Origin of the sequence: Plectonema radiosum NIES-515, assembly GCF_025753815.1 — a bacterium.
GTDB classification, from domain to species: Bacteria; Cyanobacteriota; Cyanobacteriia; order Cyanobacteriales; family Nostocaceae; genus Hassallia; species Hassallia radiosum_A.
This window is the reverse complement of sequence record NZ_JAOWRF010000039.1, coordinates 1,856-22,276: the sequence shown is the minus strand read 5'-3', so window position 1 is coordinate 22,276 and position 20,421 is coordinate 1,856. Positions and strand designations below refer to the sequence as shown.

General features: G+C 39.5%; 17 protein-coding genes. 11 read left to right on the top strand and 6 right to left on the bottom strand.

The features are described 5' to 3' along the window. Positions 1-374 precede the first annotated feature (374 nt). Entirely contained in the window at positions 375-1,214 is an 840-nt protein-coding gene (locus OGM63_RS02925; protein WP_263744008.1) for a prephenate/arogenate dehydrogenase, read from the bottom strand. A gap of 76 nt (positions 1,215-1,290) precedes the next feature. Here OGM63_RS02925 and OGM63_RS02920 point away from each other — a divergent pair, with 76 nt between their 5' ends. From OGM63_RS02920 to OGM63_RS02910, 3 genes are all read left to right on the top strand, one after another. After that, positions 1,291-2,850 (top strand): pentapeptide repeat-containing protein, encoded by a 1,560-nt coding sequence (locus tag OGM63_RS02920; RefSeq protein ID WP_263744007.1) that lies wholly within the window; start codon positions 1,291-1,293, stop codon positions 2,848-2,850. A gap of 42 nt (positions 2,851-2,892) precedes the next feature. After that, on the top strand, positions 2,893-3,474 hold the full coding sequence (locus OGM63_RS02915) for a DUF1517 domain-containing protein (RefSeq protein WP_263744006.1): 582 nt from the start codon (positions 2,893-2,895) through the stop codon (positions 3,472-3,474). An 85-nt stretch (positions 3,475-3,559) separates the two neighbouring features. Further along, positions 3,560-4,432, top strand: coding sequence for a hypothetical protein (locus OGM63_RS02910; protein WP_263744005.1), 873 nt, complete (start codon positions 3,560-3,562; stop codon positions 4,430-4,432). Between the two features lie 289 nt (positions 4,433-4,721). Here the strand turns inward: OGM63_RS02910 and ccmS are convergent, their stop codons facing one another. Continuing rightward, positions 4,722-5,150 (bottom strand): beta-carboxysome assembly chaperone CcmS, encoded by a 429-nt coding sequence (gene ccmS / locus OGM63_RS02905; protein WP_318528393.1) that lies wholly within the window; start codon positions 5,148-5,150, stop codon positions 4,722-4,724. A 96-nt stretch (positions 5,151-5,246) separates the two neighbouring features. Next, the gene (locus tag OGM63_RS02900) at positions 5,247-7,028 is read right to left on the bottom strand and encodes an ABC transporter ATP-binding protein (RefSeq protein WP_263744004.1); all 1,782 of its coding nucleotides are present in this window, start codon (positions 7,026-7,028) and stop codon (positions 5,247-5,249) included. Positions 7,029-7,472: 444 nt separating this feature from the next. Here OGM63_RS02900 and OGM63_RS02895 point away from each other — a divergent pair, with 444 nt between their 5' ends. The 3 genes from OGM63_RS02895 (at position 7,473) to OGM63_RS02885 (ending at position 10,844) form a co-directional block, all read left to right on the top strand. Then, the gene (locus tag OGM63_RS02895; protein WP_375340447.1) at positions 7,473-8,288 is read left to right on the top strand and encodes a prohibitin family protein; all 816 of its coding nucleotides are present in this window, start codon (positions 7,473-7,475) and stop codon (positions 8,286-8,288) included. A 72-nt stretch (positions 8,289-8,360) separates the two neighbouring features. Beyond that, the gene (locus tag OGM63_RS02890; RefSeq protein ID WP_263744002.1) at positions 8,361-8,777 is read left to right on the top strand and encodes a DUF1824 family protein; all 417 of its coding nucleotides are present in this window, start codon (positions 8,361-8,363) and stop codon (positions 8,775-8,777) included. 159 nt (positions 8,778-8,936) lie between these two features. Further along, positions 8,937-10,844, top strand: coding sequence for an ABC-F family ATP-binding cassette domain-containing protein (locus tag OGM63_RS02885; protein WP_263744001.1), 1,908 nt, complete (start codon positions 8,937-8,939; stop codon positions 10,842-10,844). 109 nt (positions 10,845-10,953) lie between these two features. On the opposite strand, the gene OGM63_RS02880 is transcribed toward OGM63_RS02885, so the two are convergent. Beyond that, positions 10,954-11,511 (bottom strand): hypothetical protein, encoded by a 558-nt coding sequence (locus OGM63_RS02880; protein WP_263744000.1) that lies wholly within the window; start codon positions 11,509-11,511, stop codon positions 10,954-10,956. 125 nt (positions 11,512-11,636) lie between these two features. Here OGM63_RS02880 and OGM63_RS02875 point away from each other — a divergent pair, with 125 nt between their 5' ends. The 5 genes from OGM63_RS02875 to OGM63_RS02855 all read left to right on the top strand — a co-directional run bounded on the left by OGM63_RS02875 (position 11,637) and on the right by OGM63_RS02855 (position 17,433). Continuing rightward, on the top strand, positions 11,637-12,119 hold the full coding sequence (locus OGM63_RS02875; protein ID WP_263743999.1) for a pentapeptide repeat-containing protein: 483 nt from the start codon (positions 11,637-11,639) through the stop codon (positions 12,117-12,119). A gap of 55 nt (positions 12,120-12,174) precedes the next feature. Beyond that, positions 12,175-13,344: a formate-dependent phosphoribosylglycinamide formyltransferase gene (gene purT, locus OGM63_RS02870; RefSeq protein ID WP_263743998.1), complete on the top strand. Its 1,170-nt coding sequence runs from the start codon at positions 12,175-12,177 to the stop codon at positions 13,342-13,344. Positions 13,345-13,421: 77 nt separating this feature from the next. Further along, a complete protein-coding gene (locus OGM63_RS02865) occupies positions 13,422-14,006 on the top strand; it encodes a Uma2 family endonuclease (protein ID WP_263743997.1) in 585 nt (194 codons plus the stop codon). Positions 14,007-14,176: 170 nt separating this feature from the next. Beyond that, on the top strand, positions 14,177-16,576 hold the full coding sequence (locus OGM63_RS02860) for a CHASE2 domain-containing protein (protein WP_263743996.1): 2,400 nt from the start codon (positions 14,177-14,179) through the stop codon (positions 16,574-16,576). Between the two features lie 125 nt (positions 16,577-16,701). Continuing rightward, positions 16,702-17,433, top strand: coding sequence for a DUF928 domain-containing protein (locus OGM63_RS02855; RefSeq protein WP_263743995.1), 732 nt, complete (start codon positions 16,702-16,704; stop codon positions 17,431-17,433). A gap of 234 nt (positions 17,434-17,667) precedes the next feature. On the opposite strand, the gene OGM63_RS02850 is transcribed toward OGM63_RS02855, so the two are convergent. Next, positions 17,668-18,732, bottom strand: a complete 1,065-nt coding sequence (locus OGM63_RS02850) for a DUF1822 family protein (RefSeq protein WP_263743994.1) — start codon at positions 18,730-18,732, stop codon at positions 17,668-17,670. A 25-nt stretch (positions 18,733-18,757) separates the two neighbouring features. Beyond that, positions 18,758-20,176, bottom strand: a complete 1,419-nt coding sequence (locus OGM63_RS02845; protein WP_263743993.1) for a hypothetical protein — start codon at positions 20,174-20,176, stop codon at positions 18,758-18,760. Positions 20,177-20,421: the final 245 nt, after the last annotated feature.

Sequence of the window (20,421 nt, the reverse complement as noted above, 5' to 3'; positions counted from 1 at the left end):
ATCGTAACCCTCGTAAAGACGTTCCGGCGGAACGTCTCTACTAATAAAAACATCGTAACCCTCGTAAAGACGTTCCGGCGGAACGTCTCTACTAATAAAAACATCGTAACCCTCGTAAAGACGTTCCGGCGGAACGTCTCTACTAATAAAAACATCGTAACCCTCGTAAAGACGTTCCAGCGGAACGTCTCTACTAATAAAAACATCGTAACCCTCGTAAAGACGTTCCGGCGGAACGTCTCTACTAATAAAAACATCGTAACCCTCGTAAAGACGTTCCGGCGGAACGTCTCTACAATATATCAGGCGGAACGTCTCTACAATATATGTAATAAGCCTGTCATGATATTACGCTTTACTAACGCACGCTACGGTTATTCAACAAAATTAGGTCGCGCGTTGTGATTTAAGTTCAGCTTTTCTTCAAGCGTTGTCCAATCTTCTTGGTCAATTATGTTAATTAAATCATCAATTTTGTGGCGATATTGTTGTAGGGAATTAAGCAATGCTTGGCGATTATATCGCGCCATCATTAAGCCTAATTCCGGATTTCCACCACCGACGCGACTTGTATCTTTAAAGCCGGAACTTGCAAACTTTTTCGCTAATTCTAATACCTCTGAGTCAGTTTCACTCATGCAAGCAGCAATCAACGAACCACTAACCATCACTGGTAAATGAGAAATCCAACTAACAGCGCGGTCATGTTGTTCTGGCTGACAATGGTAGATATTTGCGCCAAGCGATCGCACAATTTCCTCAACAACTTCTATTGCATAAGTTGGTGTTGTGGATATCGGTGTCAACACATAAGGCTTATTGACAAATAAGTTACTTTCTCGCGCTTCTATCCCATTATCTGCGCTTCCTGCCATTGGATGACCGCCAATAAAATTATCCCAAAGTGGAGAAAGTGCCTTAACTATCGGTGCTTTCACCGAACCGACATCAGTAATGATTGTAGTATGCGACAAATAAGCGATTAATTCCTCAAATTTGGGAACAATAAGCGCTAGAGGTGTGCAAATAAATACCACATCTGCTGCTGACAGCAGGCTCATGTCAACTGAAGCCTCGGAAACACTACCGAGAGCGATCGCCTTTTCACAAGTCGATTCACGACGGCTGACACCTAAAACATGATGTCCAAGCGATCGCAAATCCCAACCCAAAGAGCCACCGATCAGTCCCAATCCGAAAATACCAATGTTCATCTGTGAAAATTACATCGCTTTTACATAATTTATACATATACCAACTATTAGCCTAGGGATTCGAGGGGTGACATTCATGACTGTAGAGGAATTACTAGAAAAATACGCTTTCGCAGTTACAGACTTTAGTGGGGTTGACCTTTCTGAAGCGAATCTGAGTGGCGCTAAACTCAGTGGTGCGAATTTTACGAGGTCTAACTTGAGTATAGTTAACCTCAGTGGTGCAAATCTCACTCAAGCAAATTTAAGCTACGCCAAGCTGAATGTAGCAAGATTGAGTGGTGCTAATCTCAGCGACGCCATTCTAAACAACGCTAGTCTCAATGTAGCTAATTTAATTCGCGCTGATCTCAGTCGTGCCCAACTCAGGTTTGCAACGCTGATTCGCGCTGAGTTAATTCGCGCTAATCTCAGTCACGCTGACCTTTTAGAAGCAAATCTCAGCAGCGCCGATTTACGAGAAGCGACACTGCGTCACGCCGTACTTTGTCGCGCCAATTTGAGTGAAGCGAACCTGAGAGGGGCTTCTTTGACCCAAGCCAATTGTGAGCAAGCTAATTTCAACGTCACTGACCTCAGTCGTACCGACCTAGAGAGTGCAAATTTCCGAGAAGCCGAATTCAGACAAGCGAATCTCAAAGCAGCTAACCTGAAAGGGGCTAACTTGAGTGGAGCGAATCTGCGATGGGCAGATTTAAGCGGTGCGAATCTGCGATGGGCAGATTTAAGCGAGGCAAAATTGAGTGGAGCAAACTTAATTGGCGCAGACTTGAGCAATGCTAATTTAACCAACGCGAGTTTGGTACACGCTGATTTATCAGAAGCTAAATTAATTAAGGCAGAATGGGTAGGTGCAGATTTAACGGGAGCGACTTTAACTGGGGCAAAACTTTACGCTACCTCACGATTTGGCTTAAAAACCGAGGGTATAACTTGCAAATGGGTTGATTTGAGTCCGACAGGCGATCGCTCTATTATCCAAAATTTCACCTCTGTTGACTCCCCAGACTTTTTTAACGAAACTCCTCCGACAATCCGCATTATCGTAGATGCGGCTCTAGAATCAGAAGCACATTTTGCCCTTGCTGGCGCTTATTATCAAATAAGCCAGCAATATCGGCAACTCAGACAACCCCCCAGTATAGAAATCGGACGACGCCGGACTGTTTTCACCTTTCGAGTAGATAGCGACGAAGCTTTATTTCCCACAGCTTACATTGCGATTCTTCCTTTTAAAGATGCCGCAACTACCCAAAGAAATATTCATACAGTTGTAGAAATAATTAATCGTGAAGATACCTCTCTAGAGGGAGAAGATAAGAGCGATCGCCTGAAGCAATTATCTGCTTTGATAGAAGAAGCTAGAAATAATGCCGATGTAATTAGACAAATGCAAAAAATTCTCGAAATAGCAGCAAAAGTCAACTTCTTCCAAACACCTACGCAAACTATATTAACAAATTCCAGCGCTCACACTTTAATTGTACATGACCACCCCAACTTTGGGAAAAAATTTATTAATCGTGGAGCAATTAATGCTTCATATGATGAAAGCTCTCACACATCTACCAATGTTATACTACCTTCGGTAAATACAATTGTTGATTTCGTTAAAGGGTTTCATTACATTGGATAGTGTCAACTATCAACCAACAAACAACAAATTTCAGGAGAAAAAATGTTTAATAAAATGATGGGTCGGACTCGTTATGTAGTCTGTCGCCTATTTATACATTTAGCAGGCTCTGAAGTAGCACCGATTTTGGGAGTATTAAATCGGGGCGCACGAGAAGCAATTGATGTCAATGGCGACGTAGAAGTTCTTGGAGAAGGATTAGTAGAACTGTGCCAAACTCTACTGCAATATGATGAATATTGGACTTCTGCGGCGAATGAAGGAGATGTATTTTGGAGTGAAGGTGAGGCAGGAGATTATGTAAATGAATTATTTACCGACTCTGCCGAACGTTTTCTGAGTGAACCAGATTTTAGTTCTAATAGGTCAAATGAACCTTTATCTATACCTGTGACGCGCAATGTAATTGTGATGATTACATTTGCTTATGAAGGAGAAGTTCCAGAACTAGAAAGCGACCTTTCTAACATTGCAGCGCTTAAAGACGGATTGAAAGCGATTATAAACTTGCACTACAAACATAAGCTAAGAGCAATAAGCGTGCATTTTTCGCCCGCGCAGTTAGGTGACGAACTAAGCAACGATCAGTTGTTGCAATATTACCCAGAATTGATTCCTTTGTAACTTGTAGGGTAGTCCCTACTTACAGCCCGAATGAATAACTTGTTAAGCTCAAAGATAGGATAATAGTCAAATGCTCATGTCAATAATGCGTAAATTTACAGCCGTTTTTTTAGCACTCAGTTTGTGCTTGACAACTGTCGGCTGCGGCAGCAATTCAAACCAAGCTACGACTCCTCAAGCTAAGAATGCTAGCCAAACCTCAACTACCACTAAGCTGAGTGATGGTCAGTATGATGTGCAACAAGCTACATTCGACGACAGCAATGGGGAGTACACGCTATTTTTATTTAATGCTACCCCCCCAACTTTTAAATCGCAAAATCTGCAAATGGCACGGCTTACCGATGATGAAATTAAGCAAGGTAAGAAAAGTTACCTAAAAGTAGAAAATGGGCAGCCAGCTTTATATTTGACAGAAGATTTCAAAATTGAATATGTCCATAATGTCACCGAAAATAAAACAAATCCCCAAACCGGACAGCAGGAAACAGTTGTAGTCAAACAACAAAATAGCTTTTGGGCACCGTTTGCAGGAGCTGTGGCTGGTGGCATAGCGGGACAGGCGATCGGTAGTTTGTTGTTTAGACCTCAGTATTATGTCCCGCCAGTTTATCAGCCGTCCGGGGTGCTAAGAGGCTACGGGGGCTATGGTAGCAGCTACGGTGAAGCGGTTAGTAATTACCGTACTCGTTACAATGAGCCACCCGCAGTGGAGAGAAACCGCACTGCTTTCCGCAGTACAGGGACGATTAGAAGGTCATATCCTGGTAGTTCTAATGTACGTACTGTACCGCGTCCTTCCACGGGCAACAGCCGCGCCACCGGTTCAGGTTATGGTGGCAGTACTTTAACACCTTCTGGCAGATCCAGCACCACCAGACGCCCTTCTGGTAGTGGTTTTGGTAGCGGTGGGCGTTCTGCACCTAGCCGCTCGTTTGGTTCTGGTAGACGGCGTTAGCATTTTGACATTTTCTGCTAAGTAGCAAGCAAAAGAGTTTTTAATACATAGGGGTGTATTGCACGCCTCTATGCATTTGTAGCCAAAAAATGCGCGATCGCACAGCGATCAAATCATGGGTCGCAGCCGCTTTGTATTCTGTATTGTTGTCACCAATGCCCGCGCATGGTGCGGGCTATTCAACCCAAAAAATCCTCAGATCGTGGGAGCGCAAATCACACATACGCTCTGAGACGTCAAGGGTGGAACGTCTCTAGGACGCTTGCGATGTTGTTTTTATTGCTGTTAATTAAACGGACATGATATCACTCATCCGCTGTTCTAAAAGCTCTAATAAAGTATCTACATCCTTAGCAATTTGCTCAAAACAATTCGGTGGTGCAGGTGACGGTGCAAACTGAATTAACTTAACTTCACCGCTACCAATACCAATCATGACAACTTCAACTTCTGGTTGATAATGCTCAATAATTCCTAACAGTTCCTGAAGCCTATTTTCCACTCTCTCATTTAGTTTCTCTACCGATTCTTTGGGGCAATAAACAAAATGCGGCTTGGGTTGCAAATCAATGCCGATAGTACCCTGAGTGTCACTATTTTCTAACCATAATGCCCAAGATAACGCCGCTAATTCTTGCTGATTTGCTTTGACAAATTTATCCAAGTTGCGACGCCACTTGTTATCTCCTGATTCCGACTGGGTACTACCAAACATCATAATAATTAAAAATTCACTTCATAAAAGTTCAAAAAAATTCGACTCGTGCCAAGGTGCAAAGCTTCTCAAGACATCTTTGCTACGAGTGCGCGAAACTTATTTTAAACCAGATTGTACGCGCCAGAGACTTTCATAAATGCCATTTTTCTCTACTAGTTGTTCATGGGTTCCGGATTCTACTAATTTCCCATGTTCCATGACATAAATGCAATCGGCATTGCGGATGGTGGAAAGTCGATGAGCGATCGCTATCGTGGTTCGATTAACTGTAATCCGTTTGAGCGATCGCGCAATTGCGGCTTCTGTTTCATTATCCACCGCCGAGGTAGCTTCGTCTAAAATCAAAATGGGTGGATTTTTCAAAATTGCGCGAGCGATCGCAATTCGTTGTTTTTGTCCACCAGATAGCTTTTGTCCCCGTTCTCCCACAATTGTCTCATAATCTTGAGGCAATCGCGTAATAAATTCGTGAGCCTCAGCCACCTTAGCTGCCGTGATTATTTCTTTTTCAGTGGCATCAAAGCTGCCATAAGCAATATTTTCTGCTACAGTACCATGAAACAGAAATACATCTTGACTTACCAAGCCAATGCAGCGGCGTAAATCTCGCAAATTCAACTTTTTTAACTCTATACCATCAACGGTAATATTTCCCGATCGCACTTCGTAAAACCGTAACAAAAGTTTGACTAAAGTGCTTTTACCAGAACCAGTAGAACCAACAATTGCAATTGTTTTTCCTGCCGGGATATGTAATGATAAATTCTCAATTATCCCTTGCCTATCAAGATAAGCAAAACTGACATTTTTCAATACTACTTCACCGCGTACAGTCTCAACAGGTAAAGGCACATTTCCGGGATGAATGGCGATTTGTGTATCTAGCAAATCCATGATCCGATTTGTAGAAGCCATTGCTCGTTGATATAAATCAAAAGTATCACCTAATCTAGTTAGGGGCCATAATAACAGTTGAACTAAAAACACTAAAACGCTGTAAGTTCCTACAGACATTCTTCCAGCGACAGCTTCCATACCACCAAAAATGAGCAAGACTGTGAAAGCGATTAAAATCAGCATCCGAATCAATGGTATAAAGGCAGAAGAGAGAGCGATCGCTTTTGTATTACTTTGCCGATAAGCTTCACTATCTGCTCTTAAACGTGCCTTTTCATAATCTTCAGCCGTAAAACTTTTAATCGTAGTAATGCCGCTGATATTATTAGATAACCTTCCATTAAGTAAGCCTACCTTTTCTCGCACATCAGCATAGCGTGGTGCCAGCAATTTTTGGAAAGCAACCGAACCGAAAACGATAAATGGCATCGGTAATATTGCCAGCCACGCCACACTAGGAGCTAGAATAAAGAAAGCACCACCAATAATTACAATAGTTGTCAGAACTTGAATAATGTCATTTGCTCCCACATCCAAAAAGCGCTCTAATTGGTTAACATCATCACTAAGGATAGACATTAAACCACCAGTACTGCGTTCTTCAAAATAAGCTAATTCCAACTCTTGTAAATGACTGTAAGCATCCAAACGCAAATTATGCTGAATATTCTGTGCCAAATTGCGCCATAGCAAGCTGTAAAAGTACTGAAAAACCGATTCAAAAATCCAAGTGATGGCAGTCAGTAACGCCAAAATCAAAAATTGCCCAAAGGTATCTTTTATTCCCACCTGTGCAATAATAGAATCTTGCTTTTTTACGACCACATCCAAAGCAATACCAATTAAAGCTGGTGGTGCTAAGTCGAAAACTTTATTGAGAATAGAACAAACACTAGCTAACCAAATTTGTTGACGATATTCATGTCCATAATCAAGCAAGCGTTGGAAAGGATGTACTGAATTTCCAGGCCTTTTTAACATCCGACGAGATTTTAATACAGTAGACACAGCCGTTTACAGTTGAGTGAGCATTGATATTAGCACGTTAGAAAGTCTTGAGTCTTGACTCTTAGGTACTGAGTTATGAAAATGGAAGACTTGATTGGGGAGGGGAAAAGGGGAAGGGGTAAAGGGGAAAGGTATGGAAATAAAGTACGGATTTATTCACTATAACTCTATATTTCTTACCCCTTTCCCTGCACGTTCTTTTAAGCGTGTCGTAAGACAAGTGCTTCCCCTTTCCCCTTTACCCCTATTCTTGATTGAATGAGAACTCAAGAGTTTCTGTAACTGATGATACTCTTGAGATAGCAGAAGTTTGAACTATTTGGTAGTGTCGGATTTATCCGTAGTATTTTACTTATTTCTCGGTATGAAGGAAGGAGAAAAAAATTGAAAAATCAGCAATCAGGGAATTGGCAAACGATAGTAGCCGGATTTTTAGCGGCAATAATTGTTATTTTAAGCCTAAATGCTTTTATAATTATTAACCCAGGACAAGCAGCCGTGATTAGTGTCTTGGGTAAAGCCAGAGATGGTGCTTTAGTAGAAGGTATCCACCTAAAACCGCCTTTCATCTCAGTAATAGATGTGTATGATTTGACAGTGCAAAAATTTGAAGTGCCGGCAGAAAGTTCTACTAAGGATCTGCAAAATTTAACTGCGAGATTTGCCATCAACTTTCGTCTCGATCCGGTAAAGGTAGTGGAAGTCAGAAGGAAACAAGGAACTTTAGAGAATATCGTCTCAAAAATCATTGCTCCCCAGACACAAGAAGCCTTTAAAATAGCGGCAGCAAAAAGAACAGTAGAAGAAGCAATTACCAAAAGAACTGAGTTAAAAGAAGATTTTGATCAGGCGTTAAGCGATCGCCTAGAAAAATATGGAATAATAGTATTAGATACAAGTGTCATTGACTTAACCTTTTCGCCAGAATTTGCCAAAGCAGTTGAGGAGAAACAAATCGCGGAACAACGGGCACAAAGAGCCGTCTACATAGCACGAGAAGCCGAACAAGAAGCCCAAGCAGATGTTAATCGCGCAAAAGGCAGAGCCGAAGCTCAAAGACTCTTAGCAGAGACTCTCAAAGCTCAAGGTGGGCAATTGGTTCTACAAAAAGAAGCCATTGAAGCTTGGAGAAGCGGTGGTGCCCAAATGCCCAAAGTCCTCGTGATGAGTGGAGATTCTAAGAGCAGCGTACCTTTTCTCTTCAATATGGGCAATCTTCAAAATGAACCCTAATTTAGGGTATTAAAGTGAGCAATCCTCAACTAAAATACAACCATAAACACCAAGGACATAATAAACATATTTATGTCAACACCCAATCACACGAATCTCACTGTCTCAGAAGCGAAAAAAATCCTGAATAAATTTAACTGTCTGGATATCGCACCTGTTGTCAAGCCATCAGAAAAAGTTTTAATCCGTCAGGGATTACTTTTGTTAACCAGCCTTTCTGATTATCAAATTTTAGGAATTTGCGCTGATACAGAAGAAGAAGGAATGCTTGCCACGAAAACTTATTCCCAAGCTTTGGGTTATGAAGTCCCGAGTAATTTGCCACCAATTGAAGGTCCAGTTTACATTAAATTAAACGGCAAAAACGGCTTGTGTTATCTTGATTCCTACCCAGGACATCATCGAGGTGTATTGGTGTCTTGCCAATCTTACAATGAAGGGGGAATCAACGAAATGTATGGACATTTGCCCTTGGATTTATTTGTATAAACTTCATCAAACGTAGGGTGGGCAATGCTCATCCTACTCACTAATAACTCTCTTACAGATGTTCGGGCACCTCTCGTACAGACGTTCGGTGCGGAACGTCTCTACCTAACTCCTAACTCCTAACTCCTAACTCCTAACTCCTAACTCCTAACTAATTACATGAGTATTATTACATTACAATCAATCAGTAAAGACTTTGGCATCAAAGAAATTTTCAAAGATGCCAGCTTTAGTCTAGATGCAACTGATAAAGTAGGCTTAATTGGCACTAATGGTTCTGGCAAATCAACATTATTAAAAATGATAGCTGGATTAGAAACCCTTGATAGCGGTCAAATTTTAGTTAATAACTCTAAAATTATATACCTTCCCCAGCAACCAGACTTAGACGAAAATTGCACAGTTTTAGAGCAAGTTTTTGCTGACAGCGGTGAACAAATGGCTTTAGTGCGTGAGTATGAAGAACTTTCTGATAAAATAGCTCACAACCCAGAAAATAATCAGTTAATGTCCCGCTTGTCTGTAGTCATGCAACAGATGGAAGCGACTGGTGCTTGGGAGTTAGAAACTAACGCCAAAATCATCTTGACAAAGTTAGGAATTTCCGACTTTAACGCCATTATCGGCACATTATCTGGAGGCTATCGCAAGCGCATTGCTTTAGCAACAGCTTTGCTTTCAGAACCGGATGTTTTGCTGATGGATGAGCCTACAAACCATTTAGATGCTCTTTCTGTGGAATGGTTGCAAACTTACTTAAATCGTTTTCGCGGCGCACTCTTATTAATAACTCACGATCGCTACTTTTTAGATCGCGTTACCAATCGTATCATTGAAATTGACCGAGGCGACATTTACACATACGCAGGTAACTACTCATACTATCTAGAAAAGAAGGCTTTAGCGGAAGAATCTGCTGTTAGCAGTCAACGCAAACATCAAGGGGTATTGCGACGCGAATTAGAATGGCTGAAAAAAGGACCCAAAGCCAGAAGTACGAAGCAAAAAGCGAGAATTGATCGCGCTCATGCCATGCAAGAAACTGAGTTTAAACAAGTTCAGGGTAAAGTTGATATTTCTACAGTAGGTCGTCGCATTGGCAAGAAAGTTATTGAACTAAATAATATATCCAAAGCATACAATGGACGCACTTTAATTAAAGATTTTACCTACGAATTTAGTCCAGAAGACCGCATCGGCATTATTGGTGGTAACGGTGCAGGAAAATCGACTTTAATGGATATTATCACCAAACGCATTGAGCCAGATTCTGGGAATGTAGAAATTGGTTCGACAATTCACATCGGCTATTTTGACCAACATTCCGAAGAATTACTCACAGCGTTAGACGAAAATCAGCGGGTAATTGACTATATCAAAGAAGAAGGAGAATTTGTCAAAATTTCTGATGGAACACAAATTACAGCTTCGCAAATGTTGGAGCGATTTTTGTTTCCCGGAAACCAGCAATATTCACCAATTCATCAACTTTCTGGTGGTGAAAAACGACGCTTATTTTTGTTACGCGTTCTCATGAGCGCACCTAACGTGTTAATTCTCGATGAACCCACAAACGATTTAGATGTGCAAACATTAGCAGTGCTAGAAGAATATTTAGAAGATTTTTCTGGCTGTGTAATTGTAGTTTCTCACGATCGCTACTTTTTAGACAGAACAATTGACAAAGTTTTTGCCTTGGAAGACGGTGGTAATTTCCGTGAATATCCCGGTAACTACTCAATTTATATCGACTACAAAAAAGCCGAAGAAGCAGCACTACAACAAATCGCTACTGTTAAAGAAAAGCCGAAAACTGTAGATGCTGAACCGAAAAATACAGAAACTAAAAAGCGTCGCATATCAACTTGGGAAAAGCGAGAATTTGAGCAGTTGGAAGGTAAAATTGCTAAGTTAGAAGAAGAGAAAGCACAAGTAGAAAAAGCCCTAAAAAATGTCCCATCAGGGAATTATACTCAAGTGCAGAAATTGTACGACCAAGTGGAAACACTCAAGCAAGCGATCGATGTAGCGACTGAACGTTGGATGGAATTAGCAGAGATGGATTGATAGAATAGACACAGACGTGAAAAAGAATGTAGAGACTATTCTGTGCTACGTCTCTACAAAGGTTCTGGATAACGCATATTTAATTTCTACTCCTATGTCTAATAATTTTCTACGGTTCATGCCGTACTATCACTTGACGCGATAATATAGAATTTGCACAATTAATATTTCCTGTCAAACTTTGACAAGCATCTCCAACTTCAGAAAGACCGATGGTAATGCGAATATGCAAACCGTAATCAGTTGGGTAAACCTCATACAAAAATGGTTTGTGAGTTTCAGCAGTTAACGCAGCTGCTAAAATTGGTGTTGTACAAATTATCGCTTTTTTGTCTGGTGGAATATAAAAATCTAGAATAAAATCGCGATCCCCTATTTGATTTGTCCAACCATTACTAACCGGATATGTAGACCATGATAAACATTTAAAGTCTAGTCCTTTTTCATACTCAAAACCCCTTTGTACCGCAATTTTCTGAATCAAACGAGGATTATCTATTTGTTTTTCACGTTGCTCTTCTAATTGTTTCACCAACTTATCAACATTTATAACTCTCGCTCTAACAATATCAGCCAAAAAGCAAGTAAATAACCCTAAAAAAATCCCCGTCAACATTATTATTAACCAACCTTTTTTTCTTTTCTTGCTAATAAACATTTTTTTCATATTTTATCGATTAAGCCTGTAAATACTAAACAAATGATACTTGCATTTTTCCGGAAAATATTGCAAATTCTCTAAATTAAACTTCTTTCTTTGCGCCTCTGCGCCTCTGCGTGAGAAAATATTATATGTTACAATCCACAACTCAAAACCTCCGGTTCCAAGCTATCCAATTTTTACAACAAACTCCCAAACAACGATTGCAACTACTCCAACAACTTGGTATAGCTCGTTATGAATTTTTAACCAAAATGCGCTTAAATGAAGCAAACATAAATTGTTTAATGCGGTTTTTAGACAATCAAACTCAGCTAAAATTTCCGAATTTAATAGAAGCCGATTTATCTAACTTGATTTTAGATGAAGTCAACTTTATTCGTGGTAATTTGTCAAAAGCAAATCTCCAAAATAGCAGGTTAAAAAATGCAGATTTATTATTTGCTAACTTGACTAATGCAAATTTAAGAAATGCGGATTTGCAAGGTGCAACTCTGAATGAAACTATATGGTTAAATGCTCTTGTAGATGAGTGTCGGTTTGGTGAAGGTATTGGTTTAAAAGAAAATCAACGTAAAGATTTACAACTTCGCGGTGCTAGGTTTGATTATTAGGAAGATGATAATTAGAATAACGAACCGCAGAGGACGCAGAGGACGCAGAGAGTTAATGAGTAGTTGTATGAAGTTGCCGCAAAAGTTGATGCTGTTAGGTTCGGGAGAATTGGGGAAGGAGTTTGTAATTGCTGCTCAACGTCTGGGTAATTATGTAATTGCGGTTGACCGCTATGCGAATGCTCCAGCTATGCAAGTCGCTGACTGTTTTGAAGTTATTTCTATGCTGAGTGGAGATGATTTAGAAGCGATAGTTACTAAACATCAGCCTGATTTTATCATCCCAGAAATTGAAGCGATTAGAACGGAAAAGTTATTGGAGTTTGAATCAAGAGGAATTACGGTTATTCCAACTGCGGCAGCTACTAATTATACGATGAATCGTGACAGAATTAGAGAATTAGCACATAAGGAATTAGGGATTAGAACTGCTAAATATGGTTATGCGGAAAATTTAGAAGAGTTGATTGCTGTTAGTGATGAAATTGGGTTTACTAATGTTGTTAAACCTGTGATGTCATCATCAGGAAAAGGTCAATCTGTTGTGCAGGAGAAGAGTGAGGTTGAGAAAGCTTGGCAGAGTGCGATCGCTAATTCTAGAGGTGATAGTCAAAAGGTAATTGTTGAAGAATTTATCAATTTTGAAATTGAAATAACTTTATTGACAATCAAACAGTGGGATGCACCGACTATTTTCTGTTCTCCTATCGGTCATCGTCAAGAAAGAGGAGATTATCAAGAGTCTTGGCAACCTGCTATAATTTCGGAAAAAATGATATTCGATGCTGAAGAAATCGCTAAAAAAGTTACCGATGCTTTAGGAGGTGCGGGACTCTTTGGTGTTGAGTTTTTCATTACTAAAGATGAAGTTATTTTTTCGGAGCTTTCCCCTAGACCTCATGATACAGGCATGGTGACGTTAATATCCCAAAATTTGAATGAATTTGAATTGCATTTAAGAGCTATTTTAAATTTACCTATTCCCAATATAGAACAGTTGGGAGCATCAGCCAGTGCGGTAATTTTAGCTTCGGAAAAGTCAGATAATATCGCTTTCACAGGTGTTGCTGATGCCTTGTCAGAAAAAGATGTTGATATTAAACTGTTTGGTAAACCTAATGCTCATCCATATAGAAGAATGGGAGTAGCGTTAGCTAAAGGTGTTGATGTTCGAGAAGCACGGGAAAAAGCGACGAGAGCAGCAAGTAAAATAAAGATTGTTTAAACCTCGTCTACCTTGATAACGGTAGTTTTCTGCCCAAAAAATATGAGCATAGCAGTACAAGAATAGGTGGTATTTTTATGCAGTTAGAAACACAAAATCGCGATTACACACCTGAAGAATATTTAGAACTAGAAGAAAAGGCAGAATATAAAAGCGAATACCGTGATGGAGAAATTGTTCCGATGACAGGTGGCACTACAAATCATAATCAAATTGCAGGGAACTTTTATGCAAACCTAAAATTTTCCCTAAAAGGGCAAAATTATCGAGTTTATATCGGTGATGTACGTTTATGGATACCGAAGTATCGGCAATATACCTATCCAGATGTGATGGTAATTCAAGGACAACCTGTTTATACAGGAACAAGTACAACAACTGTAATGAATCCGTTACTAATTGCGGAAGTTTTATCTAAATCAACTCAAAATTATGACCAGGGTAATAAATTTCTTTACTACCGTTCTATCCCTGAATTTAAGGAATATATTTTAATTGACCAATATCAATATCATGTGATGCATTATGTAAAAACTGCTGATGGGAAATGGATTTTTGACGAAATTGAAGGTGAATTTGCAACTTTATTATTTGAAACGGTTGATTTTAAAATTGCATTGACCGACCTTTACGAGCAAGTAATTTTTGCGGAAAGTGATTAAAATTAATATTTGTTCAATTATTTTATGCTTCTATGTAAAATTTCATATCAGTAATCAGGATAGCGTAATTTCATTTTTGCAAATCTAACGCAAGGCTGATGTCAACAATTTGCGGAAATGCTACTTTAATTTGGGAATCTAATATCTGACCGTTGTTTTGTCAGACAAAGATGAGTAGGTTAGTTGTTTTAAGCTTAGGACAGGGTAATTTAGAGGATGGCTTTCCAGCGGTAACTGTCCAGCTTGGGGAACAAAACAACCCTTACGGAATGAAGTTTACTGCTAGTTTGCCAGCTGCACCAGAAATTACTGCAATATACCGCAATTGGCGATCGCTTTATTCACTTTTTCATCAACGTCTCGGTTTGCGTCTGAATGTCGAAGCTGAAGTTGACGACGATTTTGAAATTGAATCCGATTATGTAACTAATATTTCGGAAGTCGATCTTCACGATTTATGCGAACAGCTAGACAACAGCATAAATGCATGGCTTAATTCAACGCAGTTTCACAAAATTGACCAACAATTACGCACGCAATTAGAACCATCCGCAGAAATTCGCTTTATTATTGAAACCAATGATAATCAATTGCGGCATCTTCCTTGGCATTTGTGGAACTTTTTTACAGATTATCCTCGTGCGGAAGTTGCGTTAAGTGCAGCAGAATATCAACAACCGAATATAATTCATGCAAATAGCAGTGAAAAAAAAGTTAAAATTTTGGCTATTTTTGGTGATAGTCGAGGAATTGAAATTAGTCAGGATCGAACTTTCTTAGAAGAATTATCGCATCAAGCAGAGATTGAATTTTTAGTAGAACCATCGTTAAACGATTTAAACGATCGCATTTGGAAACAAAATTGGGATATTCTCTTTTTTGCTGGTCATAGCTGCACTAAAGAAAAAGGATGGTTGCAACTTAATCATACAGATAGTTTAACGCTGGATCAATTAAAGTATGCTCTGTCTCAAGCGATCGCACGCGGTTTGAAGTTAGCAATTTTTAACTCTTGCGATGGTTTGGGTTTAGCGCAGCAACTACAAAGTTTGCAGATTCCCCAAGTAATTGTTATGCGAGAACCAGTCCCCGATCTGGTAGCGCAAAAATTTCTAAAGTATTTTCTCGCGGAATTTTCCAGCGGACAATCTTTATATGCAGCAGTGCGTTATGCAAGGGAAAGACTGCAAGGATTAGAAAAAGAATACCCCTGCGCTACTTGGCTACCCGTAATTTGTCAAAACCCTGCTGTAGCACCGATGATTTGGTCACAATCGGCAAAAACGGTTATTTCTACCCAAAGCGACAAAATTCGACTTCAGCATAGCTTGTCAACGCTATTGATTGCCAGTTTACTTGTGGGAACCTTAGTCATGGGAGTACGCTATTTAGGGATGCTGCAACCTTGGGAATTACAATCTTATGACCATTTAATGCAGTTGCGATCGCCTGATGAAAAGCCAGATTCCCGTTTATTAATCGTCACAATTGATGAAGCAGATATTCAATATCAAACACAGCAAAAAATGAATCTGCGTTGGTCGCTATCAGACCAAGCATTCAATCAACTTTTGCAAAAACTAGACTCATATCAACCCAAAGCGATTGGTATAGATATATATCATGATTTTCCTTTTGACCGTAAATATCCTGATTTAGCAAATCGCTTGCAACACGACGATCGCCTGTTTGCAGTCTGTAAAGTTGCCGCACCCGTCGATCAAGCACAGGATGGCGTTCCACCACCACCTAAAGTCCCAATACAACGCCAGAGTTTTAGTGATTTTGTCGCGGATGAAGGTGATATCGCTCGTCGTCAACTTTTACACTTAACTCCCCCAGCGAAATCTCCCTGTGTGGCAGAACATTCTTTTAACTTTCAGTTAGCACAACATTATTTGAACGCACAAGGTATTAGATGGAAAATCAATTCAAACAAAAATTTGCAAATTGGCGATGTAGAATTTAAGGAATTAAAATCCCACACCAGCGGTTATCAAAAAATTGATGCATCCGGTTATCAAATATTGCTGAATTATCGTTCTTTACTTTCTCCACAAAAGATTGCTCGACAAGTAGCTTTAAAAGATATTTTAACTGACCAAATTAAGCCTGAGTTAATCGAATCACTAAAGAATCGCATCGTTTTAATTGGGGTTACAGCCTCAAGCAGTTCTGATTATTGGAAAACCCCCTACAGCAGCAACGCAGCAGACAATAATAAGCAAATTCCGGGGGTATTTGTGCAAGCACAGATGATCGGTCAGATTCTCAGTGCAGTGCTTGACAAAAGACCTTTGTTGTGGTGGTGGTCTGGGTGGATGGAAGCGCTTTGGGTATGGGGATGGTCATTATTAGGAGGAATTATCGCTTGGAGGATTCAACAACCACTTTATTTAGGATTAGCGATCGCTATAGGGTTAATCGCAATTTTTACTATCTGTTTTAGTATATTTACACTCTCCGGGTGGATACCACTCATTCCATCAGCATTAGCGTTAATTGTTAGTGCAGTTGTCCTGAAAATATTACCGCGTCCCCGTATAAACAAAAAACATTTAAATTCGTGAATATGAGTAAAAATAAATTAAATCTAAGACCTCTCTCCAAACCTCTCTCCTACAAGGAGAGAGGCTTTAACTCCCCCTTCCCTCATTGGGGGGTTAGGTCTGTTTTATGTTACTTAAAACTTACTTTGATTACTTTACTATTTTTTAGTTTGGCAACATCACAAGTTCAAGCACAATCATTCACTATCAAACAAAATAAACCTGCCGATCAGCAATTTCCCGATGATGGAGATCCTACAGGTCGGCGTCGAGGAGGAACAAGCCGACGTGGTGATTGTCCTAACTTAAAAACGCCGTTGACAGCCTTAGTTCCTGGTGAGGAAACTAACAAGAAATCCTTTTTAGGAACAACAATCAGCGAGTATCCTAGCTTTTGGATTTATATTCCAGAGTTACCTAGCGATATCCGTTTTGGAGAGTTTGTCTTGCAGGATCGAGAAGGTAACGATATTTGGCGTACACCAATTACCTTACCAGGAAAACCGGGAATAATTAGTGTCAAACTGCCACCAAATACTCAATACGCTCTGAAGCCAAACTTAAAATATCATTGGTATTTCAACGTTAATTGTAGTCCGTCTGAAAATAAGTCTGTGTATTTTGTTGATGCGTGGATGCGACGAGTGACACTAACCCCAGAACTGCAACAACAGTTAAATAACGCAAAATCACAGAAGTACAAAGTTTATATCGCTAATAAGATTTGGTATGATGCGGTTAGTAATTTAGGAGAATTACGGCGCAATAATCCAGGGATTGGTACTTTTGTTGAAGATTGGACTAAATTGTTAAAATCGGTTAATTTGTCAGAACTTGCACCAGCACCAATTGTGCAAATTTACACCCCCAACAAATAGATTGGGGAATCACATATATTGTAAAGACGTTCCACTGGCAATACGGTTCGGTTAAGAATATTTGTGAACCCAAAACCCTTGTAGAGACGTTGCACTTGCTAGTCTCTACATACGTTAACCGAACCGTATTGCTTCCACTGGAACCTCTCTACGATTATTGCAAAGACGTTCCACACCGAACCTCTCTACCAGGGTTGCGATATTTTTATTAATGTTAATTATCAGGACATAATATTACAATTCAAAATTTTCTATAACACTAAGCTCGTCCAAACTAACCTTAATGCTAAAGCGTTTACCTCTTTCACCTTTAAAAAGCTTAAGTTGAATGTAATTATCTTGACCTCTAGCTTCGACTTGCTGAAGAATATTACCCACTTTAGATAATAAAGTAACTTTGATATTTAGTGGCAAATATTTTTCTTTACCCGTTGGATGCAATTGTATGGAAATAGATATTTTTTCTTCAGCTTCTTCGGTGATATTGACTAGTAGTGCCACAGTTTGATGACTTAATTGTATTCCTAAGTCAATCAATTTGCCTCGCTTTGTCGCTACTTCAACACTCCTAGTGCTGAAAGCTAAATTTACTTCTGGGCTAATAAGTGTATCAATAGCTTGCCAACTTTCATCAATTACACCTTGTAACCATTGGCTTAATTTAGTTGTAGTTTCTTGTAGATATCCAACTAAACTTTCTTCTGCTTTTGTTTCTGTGGCTACAGGTAAAGGAATAGCTGTCGGTTCTAAAAAACGCGAGTAAAATATTAGGTGATTTGGTTCTGGATTAAATTCGGCTAACGGTAGCCGATAAAAACTATCTCGTGGTTGTAATTTGATTGTTGTATAATTAATTAGTTCATCGTAACGCAAAAAGCCTCTAATTATTACTTCTTCTTGCTCTTCTAAGACTTCAAGTAATACATAGAAATGAGCCGCTAATTCTGGTCTTTCAATGAAATCTACTGCTAAATTTACCTGTTCGTCAAGTATATGTTCTGTAGCAATTAGACAAAGTTTAAATTCACCAACTTTGAGATAGCTGATATTTGAATCGCGCTTAATTGGTTGCTGGGTGATGCGTGTACTTAGCCATTCTTCAAAGCCAAGTAGCGCTAGTGCATTCAGATAAGTTTGCCATTTATCAGCTTCATTATTAGAGCGATCGCTCCCAGCGGGTCTTGTCTGCAAGATGGGAAGCGAATGACCATCGGTCATTTTTTTCGCTTCTTCAAAATGTTCTGATTCTAACCAAATAGATTCAGGTAATAACAATCTTATATCAGTGGAATTATGCATATCTTTAGTGAATGAGTGCGGATTTTTAATTATTTATATTTTGACGAAGTTCCTGTGCATATAAGCTATCTAGACTCCGGCTTTTTCCCGCTCTAATTTCTTCTGCGGCTTTTTGAAAAATTTCGGCATCAGCAAAAGCTTCAATTTGCTCAACCACAGTTTTGAGATATTCTATTTTTGGGGGAATTTCAGTTAGACCTTTTGAATTAGCCTCTGCTAAAATTTTTTCGATAACTTGTTGTACTGTTTGCGTGCGAACTTTGGAAAGTAATTCTCCCGGATTTAATATCCGTCTAGTTTGATCCCAACTTGACATACCCAATTTAAGACCAACATCCTTCAAAGGCATCTGCTGACAGTAATAAAGTTGCAATCCCAGAATGAATTGAGCGGCAAAAGCTGCATATTTTCGGCTTTTTTGCAACTCGCTTAAGCGATCGCTAATCTGTTGTTTGATTGCCTCAACTAACGAGCTTTTGAGTTGCTCATGCAAAAACTCTATCATTTCCCGTTGTTCTACATCTAATTCATCTTGGGAATCATTGGGTAAATCCACTCTGGTTGTATAATTTCCTGTATCCGGGTCTTGAATTTCTAAAGGTTCTCGGTAACTCCAGATGTCATATTGTCTGAGTTGGGTTGCTACATATTTGAGTTCTTTTGTCAACTCAACTGTGGTTTTAATTACGACACCTCGTTCCTGCAAGCTTTTTAACATTTCTTGCAGTTGGGCACTATGGGGGTCAGGACATCTTTTTGCACCGACTTGGCGCTGATTCTGTCTGTCTCGACGATAAACTGAATGAAAGACTTCGACTAAATTGCGATCGCGTACAGATAATTTTTCAATCTGTTTCGGTCTAACTCGATTCATCAAAGCCCAGTCACTGAGATTCTGAAAACCAAACTCTGATAAGAAATCTTTAACTTCGGAATTTTGTCTAGTTTGCAAGTATACCCAATTATCTAAGCTCATACTAGAGGCATCAGCGTTATATGTTCGCAAAACCTCAACCGTAAAAAATTTAAAAGTTGATGTTTTCGTTTCACCGTTTGCATCCACCAGAAGTTGAGTTTTGCGATCGCTATCTAAAATAATCGGCGTTTTTCCATCATCATTCAGTACAAATGGCAGTAAATCCTTGTACGTAAACGACTTATCACCACTAAACAGACTATCTATCTTTTGACAAGCTTTGAGAATCGGTTCGCTAACATAGCACCGCAAACAAAATCCAGCTTTTGCACGAGTTGCAACATCAACAAAGCCTGAGTTAAAGCTGTAATTGGATAGCAGAAAAGCTTGCATCTCCCTAGTTTGGGAACTAGGAACATTTGAATAACAAAATTCCTCGGCAATGGGAACTAAACTGTATTCATATCCAGTTCTTTGATTTTTAAGACTAATTCGGCAAATATGCCAGTATCTTGATGTCGCACTCATAGATCCTGGTTCTCCTGATGATCGATGACTTTTATGTATCTTTCTATGCAATAAATAGATGCCTGCATATTCAGCTTATGCAGCACCTATTATTTAGATTGTCACTAATAATTACCATTCGTCAATTCCAGGTACAGTAAAACCCAACAAACTTAAATTGCATCTGCCCTGAGAGAGGTTTGCTACTGCGATCGCGCTTAATCTATAATTTGGTCGTCTATATTATACATCTGCTGGAAAAGATG